Annotated in this window: 9 protein-coding genes; 5 read left to right on the forward strand and 4 right to left on the reverse strand. The window is 64.4% G+C overall.

Translation table 11 applies throughout. From position 1 onward, the window contains the following. Window positions 1-226 precede the first annotated feature (226 nt). The 4 genes from acnA (at window position 227) to WMC41_RS20130 (ending at window position 5,856) form a co-directional block, all read left to right on the forward strand. Window positions 227-2,920, forward strand: a complete 2,694-nt coding sequence (gene acnA / locus WMC41_RS20115) for an aconitate hydratase AcnA (protein WP_432345939.1) — start codon at window positions 227-229, stop codon at window positions 2,918-2,920. Window positions 2,921-3,142: 222 nt separating this feature from the next. After that, window positions 3,143-4,069: an IS110 family transposase gene (locus WMC41_RS20120; protein ID WP_432345941.1), complete on the forward strand. Its 927-nt coding sequence runs from the start codon at window positions 3,143-3,145 to the stop codon at window positions 4,067-4,069. Between the two features lie 284 nt (window positions 4,070-4,353). Continuing rightward, window positions 4,354-5,073: a DUF1223 domain-containing protein gene (locus tag WMC41_RS20125; protein ID WP_245083271.1), complete on the forward strand. Its 720-nt coding sequence runs from the start codon at window positions 4,354-4,356 to the stop codon at window positions 5,071-5,073. A 408-nt stretch (window positions 5,074-5,481) separates the two neighbouring features. Beyond that, window positions 5,482-5,856, forward strand: a complete 375-nt coding sequence (locus tag WMC41_RS20130) for a DUF2794 domain-containing protein (RefSeq protein WP_245083202.1) — start codon at window positions 5,482-5,484, stop codon at window positions 5,854-5,856. 4 nt (window positions 5,857-5,860) lie between these two features. On the opposite strand, the gene WMC41_RS20135 is transcribed toward WMC41_RS20130, so the two are convergent. The 3 genes from WMC41_RS20135 to WMC41_RS20145 form a co-directional block, all read right to left on the reverse strand. Next, on the reverse strand, window positions 5,861-6,412 hold the full coding sequence (locus tag WMC41_RS20135) for a GNAT family N-acetyltransferase (RefSeq protein ID WP_432345943.1): 552 nt from the start codon (window positions 6,410-6,412) through the stop codon (window positions 5,861-5,863). Window positions 6,413-6,544: 132 nt separating this feature from the next. Further along, the gene (gene pyc, locus WMC41_RS20140; RefSeq protein WP_432345945.1) at window positions 6,545-10,003 is read right to left on the reverse strand and encodes a pyruvate carboxylase; all 3,459 of its coding nucleotides are present in this window, start codon (window positions 10,001-10,003) and stop codon (window positions 6,545-6,547) included. Window positions 10,004-10,221: 218 nt separating this feature from the next. Further along, window positions 10,222-10,962: an autoinducer binding domain-containing protein gene (locus tag WMC41_RS20145; protein WP_432345947.1), complete on the reverse strand. Its 741-nt coding sequence runs from the start codon at window positions 10,960-10,962 to the stop codon at window positions 10,222-10,224. Between the two features lie 301 nt (window positions 10,963-11,263). Here WMC41_RS20145 and WMC41_RS20150 point away from each other — a divergent pair, with 301 nt between their 5' ends. Beyond that, window positions 11,264-13,021, forward strand: a complete 1,758-nt coding sequence (locus WMC41_RS20150; protein ID WP_272807079.1) for a glucan ABC transporter ATP-binding protein/ permease — start codon at window positions 11,264-11,266, stop codon at window positions 13,019-13,021. Between the two features lie 9 nt (window positions 13,022-13,030). Here the strand turns inward: WMC41_RS20150 and WMC41_RS20155 are convergent, their stop codons facing one another. Then, a complete protein-coding gene (locus WMC41_RS20155; RefSeq protein ID WP_432345949.1) occupies window positions 13,031-14,200 on the reverse strand; it encodes an OpgC family protein in 1,170 nt (389 codons plus the stop codon). Window positions 14,201-14,210: the final 10 nt, after the last annotated feature.

Raw genomic sequence — 14,210 nt, forward strand, 5'->3', positions numbered from 1 at the left:
AAAAAATTGTCCGATTGCCGGCCGGCACTCTGGAACGTTTCTTAGAAATTATCTATAACGCGGTCGCCACGCCAGCGGTCGGCGTGAATTTGATGTTCAGCGCCGAACACGGGGAGAGATTTCCGGGTACGGACAGCGGAAATGGCCGCACCCGCATCCCGCAGGCGCTTTGGCGCGAGGGCGTTCGTACGTCAGTTTCTGGCGACCAGACGGAACGGGGTATAACGTGTCCAGATCCCTAGACAGTTTCCATTGTCGTTCGACCTTGACGGTGAACGGCACCGACTATGTGTATTACAGCCTGCCGAAGGCCGAGGCGAACGGGCTTGCCGGGGTCTCCAAGCTGCCCTATTCGATGAAGGTGCTGCTGGAGAACCTGTTGCGCTTCGAGGACGGCCGCTCGGTAACGAAGGAGCACATCCTGTCGGTCGCCGAATGGCTTTCCAACAAGGGCACGGTCGAGAACGAGATCGCCTACCGCCCGGCGCGCGTCCTGATGCAGGATTTTACCGGCGTTCCGGCGGTGGTGGACCTTGCGGCGATGCGCGATGCGATGGTCTCGCTCGGCGGCGATCCGGAGAAGATCAACCCGCTGGTGCCGGTCGACCTCGTCATCGACCATTCGGTCATCGTCGACGAGTTCGGCACGCCGACCGCCTTTGCCCGCAACGTGGAGCTGGAATACGAGCGCAACGGCGAGCGCTACCGCTTCCTCAAATGGGGCCAGCAGGCGTTCAAGAACTTCCGCGTCGTTCCGCCCGGCACGGGCATCTGTCATCAGGTCAATCTGGAATATCTGGGCCAGACGGTTTGGACCAAGGACGAAGACGGCGAGATCATCGCCTACCCGGATACGTGCGTGGGCACGGACAGCCACACGACGATGATCAACGGCCTCGGCGTTCTCGGCTGGGGTGTCGGCGGCATCGAGGCGGAGGCGGCCATGCTCGGCCAGCCGGTCTCCATGCTGCTGCCCGAGGTCATCGGCTTCAAGCTGACGGGCAAGTTGAAGGAAGGCGTGACGGCGACCGACCTGGTGCTGATGGTCGTGCAGATGCTGCGCAAGAAGGGCGTGGTGTCGAAGTTCGTCGAGTTCTTCGGCCCCGGCCTTGACAACATGACGCTGGCCGACCGCGCGACGATCGGCAATATGGGCCCGGAATACGGCGCGACCTGCGGCTTCTTCCCGGTCGATGCCGAGACGGTCAACTATCTCACCATGTCGGGCCGCGAAGAACAGCGCATCGCGCTGGTCGAGGCCTATTCGAAGGCTCAAGGGATGTGGCGTGACGGCGACGGCTCCGACCTCGTCTTCACCGACACGCTGGAGCTGGACCTAGGCGACGTGGTTCCGGCCATGGCCGGCCCGAAGCGCCCCGAGGGCCGCATTCCGCTGGAGAACATCGCCTCGGGCTTTGCGAGCGCGATGGAGAACGACTACAAGAAGCCGGGCCAGCTCGAGAACCGCTATCCGGTCGAGGGCACGGACTACGATCTCGGCCATGGCGACGTGGCGATCGCCGCCATCACGTCCTGCACCAACACGTCGAACCCGTCGGTGCTGATCGCCGCCGGGCTTCTCGCCCGCAACGCGGTCGCGAAGGGTCTGAAGACCAAGCCGTGGGTGAAGACGTCGCTGGCGCCGGGATCGCAGGTCGTCGGCGAATACCTTGCCAAGTCCGGCCTGCAGGCCGATCTCGACGCGCTTGGCTTCAACCTCGTCGGCTTCGGCTGCACGACCTGCATCGGCAATTCCGGCCCGCTGCCGGCGCCGATCTCCAGGACGATCAACGACAAGGGGCTGATCGCCGCGGGCGTCCTGTCGGGCAACCGCAACTTCGAGGGCCGCATCTCGCCGGACGTGCAGGCGAACTACCTCGCCTCCCCGCCGCTCGTCGTGGCTTACGCGCTGGCCGGCTCCGTGCAGAAGGACCTGACGAGCGAGCCGCTCGGCGAGGACAAGGACGGCAAGCCGGTCTACCTCAAGGACATCTGGCCCTCCTCCAAGGAGATCCAGGCCTTCATCATGAAGTATGTCACGCGCGAGCTCTACGCCACGAAATATGCCGACGTGTTCAAGGGCGACGCCAACTGGCAGGACGTGCAGGTGCCGGCGGGCCAGACCTATGCCTGGGACGACCAGTCGACCTATGTGCAGAACCCGCCCTACTTCGTCGGCATGGGCAGGACCGGCTCGGGCCTTTCCGACATCAAGGGCGCGCGGGTGCTGGGCCTGTTCGGCGACAAGATCACCACCGACCACATCTCGCCGGCCGGCTCGATCAAGGCGGCCTCGCCGGCCGGTGCCTACCTGATCGGCCATGGCGTCGGCGTCGCCGACTTCAACCAGTACGGCACGCGGCGCGGCAACCATGAGGTGATGATGCGCGGCACCTTCGCCAATATCCGCATCCGCAACCACATGCTGGGGCCGAACGGCAAGGAGGGCGGCTACACGATCCACTATCCCTCCAAGGAGGAGATGTCGATCTACGACGCGGCGATGAAGTACAAGGAGGAGGGCGTTCCGCTCGTCATCTTCGCGGGCGTCGAATACGGCAACGGCTCCTCGCGCGACTGGGCGGCCAAGGGCACCAACCTTCTCGGCGTCAAGGCCGTGATCGCCCAGTCCTTCGAGCGCATCCACCGCTCCAACCTCGTCGGCATGGGCGTCGTGCCCTTCGTCTTCGAGGACGGCACGACCTGGGCGTCCCTCGACCTCAAGGGCGACGAGACCGTCACCATCGAGGGCCTGGAAGGCGACATCAAACCGCGCGAGAAGAAGATCGCGAAGATCACCTATGCCGACGGAACCGTCCGCGACATCCCGCTCCTCTGCCGCATCGACACCCTCGACGAGGTCACATACATGAACAACGGCGGCATCCTACAAACCGTCCTCAGAGACCTCGCTGCCTGAGCGGTTTCAGTGCCCACCCACCGCCGTCATCCTCGGGCTTGACCCGAGGATCCTGTGTGTTTGGTCTGATGTAAGATGGTTGCGGGAAGGAGGCCGAGAGGATCCAGGCCGCCGTTTGTGACGGCAGGCCGCGGCATGGCTTGGTCCCTTCCCGCTTCGCCCATCAACCTGAACAGTTGCACGGGGCTGTCGCCACAGACCCCGCACACAGGAGCAGGCGCCATGACGATACACCATACCTTCATCGGCTGCGACATCGGCAAGGACATGATCGACATCTTCGATCCGAAAACGGCCAGGTTCTGCCGCATTCCCAACGAGCAGACCGCGCTGTCCGCTTTTGCCCGTGGCCTCGACCCGGCCACCGACCTGGTCGTCTTCGAGGCGACAGGTCATTGCGACCGGCTGCTGCGCCTGTGTCTTTCGCAGGCCGGCATCGCCTTTGCCCGCGTCAACCCGAAGACGGCCCGGCGCTTTGCCGAAGCGCGGGGACGGCTGGCCAAGACCGACCGCATCGATGCCCGCTCGCTTTGCGAGATGGGAACCATGTTCGGCCTGACGGCCGAGGCGCCGCCTTGCCCGGTGCGCGAGCGGCTGGCGGCCCTTGCCCGCCGCCGGGACCAGCTCGTCGATGCCCGTGCAACCGAGCGCCGGCATCTTTGCGATGCCTTCGATCCCGCCGTCCGCGCCGACATCGAGGCCATGATCGCCATCCTCGGCGAGAGGATCGCCTCGATCCAGGCTGCGATCGACGAGCAGATGAAGAATGGACATCTCGCTCAGCAGGCGCACCGCCTTACCTCCGCGCCCGGCGTGGGCAAGGTGACAGCCTTGACCCTGCTGGCCCATATGCCCGAACTCGGCAGCCTTTCGCCCAAAACAGCCGCAAGCCTTGCCGGCCTTGCTCCCTTCAATGACGATTCCGGCAGGAGATCCGGCCGCCGCCGCATCAAGGGCGGCAGGCCACGCGTGCGAAAGGCCCTCTACATGGCGGCTCTCGGCGCGATCAAGGCTTCAGCGCGCCTGCGCGCCTTCCATCAGGCCGTCTCAGCCAGAACAGGTTCCGCAAAGGCCGGCATCATCGCCGTCGCAAGAAAGCTCATCACGATCCTCAATGCAATGCAGCGCGACAAAACCAACTTCGATTGAACACAGTTGCCATGCGGCACCTGCGGCTGTAGATGGTCGGGTCGAGCCCGACCATGACGGAGGGGAGGTTGGTGGACGTGATCAACAGTCCAATGCCGGGGTTGCAAACCCCGGCATTGCTATTTTCCAGAGCATTTTTCTCAGCTATGAAGCTCACTCCATCGTGACTTCCTGTTGAAGCGGCAAGCGCGTATGACGGGCTCAAAAGGCCGGTATTTGCCGGCGCTCCACTGGAATTGATCATGCCGAGACCGCACATACCGCATTGTCTGGCGATCCTGCTGATGCTGGGGGCCGGCATCGACGCCGCCCATGCCGGGGAGACCGTTCGGCCCAAGGGCGTGGTCGAGCTTTTCACCAGCCAGGGCTGTTCGTCCTGTCCGCCCGCCGACAAGGCGCTGGAGACGCTGGCACGCGAGGGCGAGGTCGTCGCGCTTTCCTACCACGTCGACTACTGGAACTATCTCGGCTGGGCCGACACGCTCGCTTCCAAGGACAATACCGACCGGCAATATGCCTATGCCCGCATGTTCGGCCGCAACGGCGTCTACACGCCGCAGGCCGTGTTGAACGGCCGCGAGCACTTGAACGGCGCCGACATCGCCGGCATCCGTTCGCGGATCAGCGCCATGCCCGGCGAGAGGAAGGGCCTCGAAGTACCGGTCGATGTCGAGGTGAAGAACGATGAATTGCGCATTCGCGTCGGCCCCGGCGAAGGCAAGGCCAATATCGTCATCGCCTATTTCGAGCGCGAGCGTACGATCAACATCGACAAGGGCGAGAACCGCGGCAAGACCGTGAACTATTGGCACGCCGTCACCGACATGGAGACGATCGGCATGTGGGAGGGCAAGGAGACCAACCTGGTGCTGCCTGCCGACATGCTGAAGAAGAAAAAGAAGTCCGGCGGCTGCGCCGTGCTGCTCCAGCGCATGCGCACGGCCGATACGCCCGGCGCCATCCTGGGCGCGACGGTGCTGACGGGCCACAAGGCCTCGCGGTAGGACAGCTGCACCCCGTGCAGCGCCTGCGGCGGCCTTGCGGAAACAGCATGGAGAAAACGAACACCCTGGGACGCGCGAGCGTTCCGGGGGAGGTCCGGTCCGGCTTCTTCGAGGGGCTTGGGGCTTGAGGGTTCGAAGAAAGACGGACCGGACCTGGACGAAGTCGCCGGCAACGGAATACAAGGCGACCTCGACAGACGCTTCCCATACCGGCCGCTTCCCGCACAAGGCAGCGGGCCGGCACGAGCTGCGACCGGCGAACTCTCTCCTGTAATTTGGGCGTCTGTTTGTCTGAATTGCGGCGAGACGGATTTTTGCGAGAACGCCCACGCCGACCATCCGCCTTGCATTTCGACACCGCTCAGGCACACTGTCATCGAGCCGTCATGGACGAAGCGCGGAGATTCGATGACCGACCAGCCGGATTTGCAGGCTTCCAACGTCGTGGTCGACCTGCTGGATTACCGAAACAGCAAGGATCCGCTGCCGGTAACCTTCCATCGACGCGAGCTCGACGCAATCCTCTGGGTCTATGGCCGCATGGTCGGCGAAGGGGAATGGCGTGACTACGCCATCGACCACCTGCGCGACAGGGCGGTGTTCTCCGTCTTCAAGCGTTCCGGCGAAATGCCGCTCTACCGCATCGAGAAGAACCCGAAGCTTGCCGCCAAGCAGGGAGCCTACAGCGTGATCAACACGCATGGCACCATCCTGAAGCGCGGCCACGAGCTGAAACAGGTGCTGAAGGTCTTCGACAAGGTGCTCCGTCTCGTCGAGACGTGAACCGCTACACCATCGTTCCCGGAAAATCCGTGGCGGACGGCTCGGTTTCCGCGCCGTCGCCGAGCGCGCGCTGCATGAAGACCGTATCGAGCCAGCGCCCGTGCTTGAAGCCGGTCGCCGTCATGTGGCCGCTATGCGCGAAGCCCGCCGCGCTGTGCACGGCGATGGAGGCCGGATGCGCCCCGCCGATGACGGCCACCATCTGCCGGAAGCCGAGCGCCGTGCAGCGGCGGATGAGTTCGGCGAGCAGCGCCCTGCCGACGCCCTTGCCGCGCGCGTCCGGCGCCAGATAGACCGAATCCTCGACCAGCCAGCGATAGGCCGGCCGCGTGCGGAAGGCCGACGCATACGCGTAGCCGAGGATGAGGCCGGTCTGCTCCACCGCGACGATATAGGGATAGCCCTTGCCGGTGATCGCCTTGAAGCGCGCCTCCATCTCGTCGAGCGACGGCGGGTCGATCTCGTAGCTCGCCACCCCGTTCAGCACGGATTCGCGGTAGATTTCGGTGAAGGCGGAGATGTCGCCGAGGGCGGCGGTGCGGATGATGAAGCTCATGGAAGCCTCAGGGTCTCGAAGGTGATTTCAGGAAAAGCGAGCGCCGGTTTTGCGTCCGAAATCATCCGAAAACAAGGGAAGGATGCGGAATGGAGCGCCCATCCCACATCCTTTCCTGGTTTTTTTTGAACGTCAGGCGCCGTAGACGATCAGCAGGTCCTTGGCGTCGATCTGATCGCCCGCTTTGACGAGGACCTCGGAGATCGTGCCGTCCTTTTCGGCATGGAGCGCCGTTTCCATCTTCATCGCCTCGATGGAGAGCAGCACGTCGCCGGCCTTGACCTCCTGGCCGGCCGAGACCGAGACCGTCGAGATGACGCCCGGCATCGGCGCGCCGAGATGGGCGGCATTGGCGGTATCGGCCTTGCGGCGGACGGCCGAGGTGGCGGCGCGGTTGCGGTCCGGCACCTTGATGAGGCGCGGTTGGCCGTTCAGCTCGAAGAACACCTTGACCATGCCCTGCGCATCCGGCTCGCTCCTCGCCTGGTGCAGGATGACGAGCGACTTGCCCTTCTCGATTTCCGGCTGGAGCTCCTCGCCCGGCGCAAGCCCGTAGAAATAGGCCGGCGTCGGCAGCACGCTGACCGGACCGTACATGTCGGCGGCCAACGCATAGTCGGTGAAGACCTTGGGATACATCAGGTAGGAGGCGAATTCGAAGTCGTCGACCTTGCGCTCCAGCTTCTCCTCGATGGCCTTGCGTTCGGCATCGAGATCGGCGGCCGGCAGCAGCGAGCCGGGCACGGCCGTATAGGCCGCCTCGCCCTTCAGCGCCTTCTTCTGCAGGCCCGCCGGCCAGCCGCCCGGAGGCTGGCCGAGATCGCCCTTCAGCATCGAGACGACCGATTCCGGGAAGGCGATGTCCTTGGCCGGGTTCTCGACGTCGGCGACGGTGAGGTCCTGGCTGACCATCATCAGCGCCATGTCGCCCACCACCTTGGAGGACGGCGTCACCTTGACGATGTCGCCGAACATCTGGTTGGCGTCGGCATAGGCCTGGGCGACGCGGTGCCACTTGGTCTCGAGGCCCAGCGAGCGGGCCTGTTCCTTGAGATTGGTGAACTGGCCGCCCGGCATTTCATGCAGGTAGACCTCCGACGCCGGTCCCTTGAGGTCGCTTTCGAAGGCGGCGTACTGGAAGCGCACGGCCTCCCAGTAGAAGGAGATGCGGCGGATCCATTCCGGATCGAGGCCCGGATCGCGCTCGGAGCCCTTCAGCGCCTCGACGATGGAGCCGAGGCAGGGCTGCGACGTGTTGCCGGAAAGCGCGTCCATGGCTGCATCCACCACGTCGACGCCGGCATCGACGGCGGCGAGCACGGTCGCGGCCGCGATGCCGGACGTGTCGTGGGTGTGGAAGTGGATCGGCAGGTCCGTCGCCTCGCGCAGCGCCTTGAACAGCACGCGCGCGGCCGCCGGCTTCAGAAGGCCCGCCATGTCCTTGACCGCGATCATGTGCGCGCCGGCCTTTTCGAGATCGGCGGCGAGCGCGGTGTAGTATTTCAGGTCGTATTTCGGGCGGGCGGAATTGAGGAGGTCGCCGGTATAGCAGATCGCCGCCTCGCAGATGCGATTCTCCTCGGCGACGGCGTCCATCGAGACGCGCATGTTGTCGACCCAGTTGAGGCAGTCGAAGACCCGGAAGACGTCGATGCCGCCCTTCGCCGCCTGGCGCACGAAATACTTCACGACATTGTCGGGATAGTTCTTGTAGCCGACGCCGTTGGCGCCGCGCAGCAGCATCTGGAGCAGCAGGTTCGGCGCATCCTCGCGGATGCGGGCAAGACGATCCCACGGGTCTTCCGTGAGGAAGCGCATGGAGACGTCGAAGGTCGCGCCGCCCCAACACTCCAGCGAGAAGAGCTGCGGCAGCGCCCGCGCATAGGTGCCGGCGATGCGGGCGATATCGTGGGTGCGCATGCGGGTGGCGAGCAGCGACTGATGGCCGTCGCGCATGGTCGTGTCGGTGAGGAAGACCTGGTTCTCACCGCGCACCCATTCGGCGAACTTCTTCGGCCCGAGTTCGTCGAGCTTCTGCTTGGTGCCGGCGGGAATGTCCCCGTCGATGAAGGGAACGACGGGCTTGGCGACATCGGCCGGCGGCTTCGGACGGCCCTTGGCCTCCGGGTGACCGTTGACGGTGACGTCGGCGAGGTAGGTGAGCAGCTTCGTCGCGCGGTCCTGGCGCTTCACCTGCTGGAAGAGTTCCGGCGTCGTATCGATGAAGCGGGTCGTATAGCTGTTGTCGCGGAACTTCTCGTGGCCGATGATCGCCTCGAGGAAGGTGAGGTTGGTGGCGACGCCGCGGATGCGGAATTCGCGCAGCGCCCGGTCCATGCGGGTGATCGCTTCCAGCGGACCCGGCGCCCAGGCCGTGACCTTGACGAGCAGCGGATCGTAGAAGCGGGTGATGACCGCGCCCGGATAGGCCGTGCCGCCGTCGAGGCGGATGCCGAAGCCCGAGGCCGAGCGGTAGCCGGTGATGCGGCCATAGTCGGGGATGAAGTTCTGCTCCGGATCTTCCGTTGTGATGCGGCACTGCAGCGCATGACCGTTGAGGCGGATATCCTCCTGCTTCGGCACGCCCGATTGCGGCGTGCCGATCGCCTCGCCGTCGAGGATGTGGATCTGCGCCTTGACGATGTCGATGCCGGTGACGACTTCCGTGACCGTATGCTCGACCTGGATGCGCGGATTGACCTCGATGAAGTAGAATTTGCCGGTATCGGCATCCATCAGGTATTCGACCGTGCCGGCGCCGACATAGTTGGTGGCGCGGGCGATCTTCAGCGAATAATCGGCAAGCTCCTGGCGCTGCGCCTGCGAAAGATAGGGCGCCGGCGCGCGCTCGACGACCTTCTGGTTGCGGCGCTGGATGGAGCAGTCGCGCTCGAAGAGATGCACGACATTGCCATGCGTGTCGCCGAGAATCTGGCTTTCGACATGGCGGGCGCGCTCGACGAGCTTTTCGAGATACACTTCGTCCTTGCCGAAGGCGGCCTTGGCCTCGCGTTTGGCCTCCGTCACCTCGCGGATCAGGTCCTTCGCATCGCGGATGGCGCGCATGCCGCGCCCGCCGCCGCCCCAGGAAGCCTTCAGCATGACGGGATAGCCGATCTCGGCGGCAAGGCGATGGATTTCCTTCTCGTCGTCGGGCAGCGGATCGGTGGCCGGCACGACCGGCACGCCGACGGAAATGGCAAGATTGCGGGCGGCGACCTTGTTGCCGAGCTGGCGCATCGTATCCGGCCGCGGGCCGATGAAGGTGATGCCAGCGGCATCGCAGGCATCGACGAATTCCGGGCTTTCCGACAGGAGGCCGTAGCCGGGATGGATCGCATCGGCCCCCGAAAGCCTGGCGACGCGGATCACCTCGTCGATGGAAAGATAGCTCTCGATGGGGCCGAGATCGCGCGTCAGATGCGGGCCGCGGCCGATCTGGTAGCTCTCGTCCGCCTTGAAGCGGTGCAGCGCCAGCTTGTCTTCTTCCGCCCATATCGCGACCGTTTTGAGCCCCAGTTCATTGGCCGCGCGGAACACGCGGATGGCGATTTCTGAACGGTTGGCGACAAGGATCTTGGAAATGGGCAAGTCGGACTCCTCAATGACTTGGAAGCGGGAAATGCTGCACCCGCGAAGAGGATTATTAGCGGGTAATTTTCAAAGTTCAATTTTGGAGTCGCCATCCGGCGAAAGATTTGCGGCTTGGAGAGCAAGTTCCGCAAAGGCATGCCGGGGCGCAGCGCAACGGAATTGCGCAAAACCGGACGGATGAAACGTTTTCGCAAAGCGCGGTGAGCCACGGCGGCTCAGGAAACGAGCCCCAGCCGGAAGGCGAGGGCGATGGCATGGTGGCGGTTGCGCGCACCCAGCTTCTCCTGGATCCCGTTCATGTACCAGTCCACCGTATGGCTGGAAATACCGAGCACCCGGCCGATATCGTGGGAGGTCATGCCTTCGGCCAGGAGGCTGAGCGCCTCCATTTCGCGGCGCGTCAGCTCCACGTCCACCACGGCGGAAAGGCGCGCGGCGGCTTCCGGATCGGCGGCATGGATGAGCTTCCAGTAGAGCCGCCGCGCAATGCTGTCGAACAGCCCGATCTCCACGCTTTCCAGGTCGATCGGCTTGCCGCCGAGGCTGAGGCTGCCGAGAAGCCCCCGCCGGCCGTGGACGGGAAACACATAGCCGTCCTCCAGCCCGTTCTGGCGGGCATCCACCATCATGCGCTCCATGCGTTTGCGATGGGGACTGAGACGGAAGGCGCCGAGCGTGTCGCGCCAGCGGAAACCCGCCTGCGCATGGCCGAGATAACGCATCGTCGGATCGACCTGCATGTAGCGCTTGCGCAGATAGGTTTCCGGCCAGCCCTTGGGCCAATGCCCCGCGAGCAGCAGGCTCGGCGGGCTCTCGACCGGCCTCGGCGCCTGGAGAAGGCCGTAGTAGTCGAACCCGTACAACTTGATGAGACGCTCGAACTCGGCCGTGGTTTCCTCCCGGCCGCGCAACTCGTCGATCAGTGCAAGAAACTGCACCAGCAAGTTGATCTTCATGTGCCCCGCGCTTGAATAGCTTTGTTAACCAACTGATAAAGCTGAACCCGGCCGCAATCGGCCCAAGCGCCCCATTCATTTTCCCCGTCTGACAGATGGCAGGAAGGCGGCGCGAAAATCAATCGCTTTGCATGCATCGAGGGCGTGAAATCGCATAATCACGCAAGATTTCAGTCGAGTCATGAAATTTGCTTGACCACGAAGAACTTTTGCCCCTTCCGCTGATTAATACGCTGAGCCAAGGGACAAAGGGTGCCAACGCTGCACCGCACAACAGGTATCGCCGGAAAGGCCCGCATTCGTGTCTTTGTTTCAGGTTTATGCAAGAGCCCTCAGCTATCTTGGGGTCTACAAGCTCCGTGTCGGCTCGGTGGTCGTCGCCAATATCGTGCTCGCGGTGATCACCATTGCCGAGCCGGTTCTGTTCGGCCGCATCATCGATGCCATTTCCACCAAGGGCGACGTGACGCCCATGCTGCTCCTGTGGGCGGGCTTCGGCCTGTTCAACACGATCGCCTTCGTTCTGGTCGCGCGCGAGGCCGACCGGCTGGCACATGGCCGGCGGGCGAGCCTGCTGACGGAAGCCTTCGGCCGCATCATCTCCATGCCACTCGCCTGGCATAGCCAGCGCGGCACCTCCAATGCGCTGCACACGCTGCTGCGTGCCTGCGAGACGCTGTTCGGCCTGTGGCTCGAATTCATGCGCACGCACCTTGCCACCGCCGTCGCGCTCGTCCTGCTCATCCCCACCGCGTTTGCGATGGACTATCGCCTCTCGCTGGTGCTGGTGGTGCTCGGCGTCGCCTATGTCATCATCGGCAAGGTGGTCATGAACCGCACGCGCGAAGGCCAGGCCTCGGTCGAAAACCACTATCACACCGTCTTCTCCCATGTGTCGGACTCGATCAGCAATGTCTCCGTCGTGCACAGCTACAACCGCATCGAAGCCGAAACGCGGGAGCTGAAACGCTTTGCCGAGCGGCTGATCAATGCACAGTATCCGGTGCTCGACTGGTGGGCATTGGCGAGCGCGCTGAACCGCATCGCCTCGACGATCTCGATGATGACCATCCTCGTCATCGGCACGGTGCTGGTGCAGCGGGGCGAGATCAAGGTGGGCGACGTCATCGCCTTCATCGGCTTCGCCGGCCTCCTCATCGGGCGCCTCGACCAGATGAAGGCCTTCGCCACGCAGATCTTCGAGGCCCGCGCCAAGCTGGAGGACTTCTTCACGCTGGAAGACGCCGTCAAGGACCGCGAAGAGCCGACCGGTGCCGGCGATCTCGGCGAGGTCAAGGGCAAGGTCGAATACCGCAATGTCAGCTTCGACTTCGCCAATGCCACCCAGGGCGTCAGCGACGTCTCCTTCACGGTGGAGGCCGGCCAGACCGTTGCCATCGTCGGCCCGACAGGCGCCGGCAAGACGACGCTCGTCAACCTGCTGCAGCGTGTCTACGAGCCGAAGTCCGGCCAGATCCTCATCGACGGCGTCGACATCTCCACGGTGACGCGCAAGTCGCTGCGCCGCTCGATCGCCACCGTCTTCCAGGATGCGGGCCTGCTCAACCGCTCGATCTCCGACAATATCCGCCTTGGCCGCGAAGGCGCGACACAGGCGGAAATCGAGGCGGCGGCCGAGGCGGCCGCGGCGGGCGACTTCATCGCCTCGCGCCAGGGCGGCTACGAGACCCATGTCGGCGAGCGCGGCAACCGCCTGTCGGGCGGCGAGCGCCAGCGCATCGCGATTGCCCGCGCGATCCTGAAGAACGCGCCGATTCTCGTGCTCGACGAGGCGACCAGCGCGCTCGACGTGGAGACGGAGGCGCGCGTGAAGGCGGCGATCGACCAGCTGCGCCGCAACCGCACGACCTTCATCATCGCACACCGCCTCTCGACGGTCCGCGAGGCCGACCTCGTCGTCTTCATGGATCACGGCAAGATCGCCGAAATGGGCACGTTCAACGATCTCAGCCAGAGCAACGGCCGCTTCGCCGCCCTGCTGCGCGCCAGCGGCATCCTGACCGACGACGACGTGCGCAAGAGCCACACCGCCGCCTGAACACCGTCGTCACTGCTTCGGCGTATCGCTTTTGACCGGCAGGGCCTGAAGGCCCTGCCGTTTTGCGTTCTGGGCGATCACGGCGGCCTGCCAGTCGAGGTAGCGCGCATAGGCGACGTGCAGCGCGATGCCGAGAAGCGCATAGAGCGTGCCGAGGACCGGGTTCTTGCCCGTCACGAACATCATCACCTGCCCCGCCATGGCGAGGATCGTGCCGAAGATGAAGACGGCCAGCGAATGCCGCCCGATCGCGACCAGCGGATGGGAGAGCGGCAGGGCGGCCCAGCTGGAGAGAACCGGAATCGTCGCCACCAGATAGGCCCCTGCCAGCACGTGGAGAAGACGGGTCGTCGAGAGGAACGTCTTGTCGAAGCCGGTCAGCACCGCCGGCAGGCCGTAGGAGAGGTCGATGTTCCACCAGGAGAACACGACCCAGGCCAGCGAGACGGCGAGGTAGGCAGCCGACAGCACCATCAGGATCGGATGACGGGGAATCCCCTTCCTCCTGGCGCGCAGCACGCCGACCATGCCGATGACGAAGAGGAACTGCCAGGAGAGCGGATTGAGGAACCAGTAGCCGTCATCGAGGAAATTCGACGGCGCGATCCGCCAGAGGCCGGCACAGAGCCAGAGCGTGCCGGAAACGGCGAGCAACAGCACGGCGCTGCGCTGGTAGAGCCAGAGGAAGCCCGGCAGCATCAGGAGCACCACGGCATACATGGACAGGATGTTGTTGTAGCCGAACTGGTGGCCGAGCAGCACCATGCTGACGACGCCCTGTTCCGTGCGGTCGACGACGGCACGCAGGTTGATTTCCGACAACAGGTCCGGCCGGCCGAACCACAGCGCCCCACCGGCGAAGATGGCGAAGGTGATGACGCTCGTCATGATATGGGCGACATAGAGCGTCAGCGCCCGGCGCAGGATACGCAGCGTCACCGCCAGACGCTCGCCGATGGCGAAGCGCGCGCCGTAGGCGAGGCCGACCGACATGCCCGAGATCAGCACGAAGGCCTCCGCCGAATCGGAGAAGCCGAAATTCTTGTGCGTCAGGTGCTCCAGATACTGGCCCGGAACGTGGTTGACGAAGATCGTCAGGAGGGCAAGCGCCCGGAAGACGTCGAGGCGCGTGTCGCGTTGCCGCGGCACGACGCCCGTCGGTCCATGTCTGTCTGTCATGGTGCTCTGA

Source organism: Shinella yambaruensis, from assembly GCF_050859155.1.
Taxonomy (GTDB): domain Bacteria; phylum Pseudomonadota; class Alphaproteobacteria; order Rhizobiales; family Rhizobiaceae; genus Shinella; species Shinella yambaruensis.

What these genes read in the sequence shown, in the direction of transcription:
- WMC41_RS20155 (WP_432345949.1), bottom strand. Translation starts at nt 14,200, where the DNA reads ATGACAGACAGACATGGACCGACGGGCGTCGTGCCGCGGCAACGCGAC.
- WMC41_RS20145 (WP_432345947.1), bottom strand. Translation starts at nt 10,962, where the DNA reads ATGAAGATCAACTTGCTGGTGCAGTTTCTTGCACTGATCGACGAGTTG.
- WMC41_RS20120 (WP_432345941.1), top strand. Translation starts at nt 3,143, where the DNA reads ATGACGATACACCATACCTTCATCGGCTGCGACATCGGCAAGGACATG.
- WMC41_RS20125 (WP_245083271.1), top strand. Translation starts at nt 4,354, where the DNA reads ATGCTGGGGGCCGGCATCGACGCCGCCCATGCCGGGGAGACCGTTCGG.
- WMC41_RS20135 (WP_432345943.1), bottom strand. Translation starts at nt 6,412, where the DNA reads ATGAGCTTCATCATCCGCACCGCCGCCCTCGGCGACATCTCCGCCTTC.
- WMC41_RS20130 (WP_245083202.1), top strand. Translation starts at nt 5,482, where the DNA reads ATGACCGACCAGCCGGATTTGCAGGCTTCCAACGTCGTGGTCGACCTG.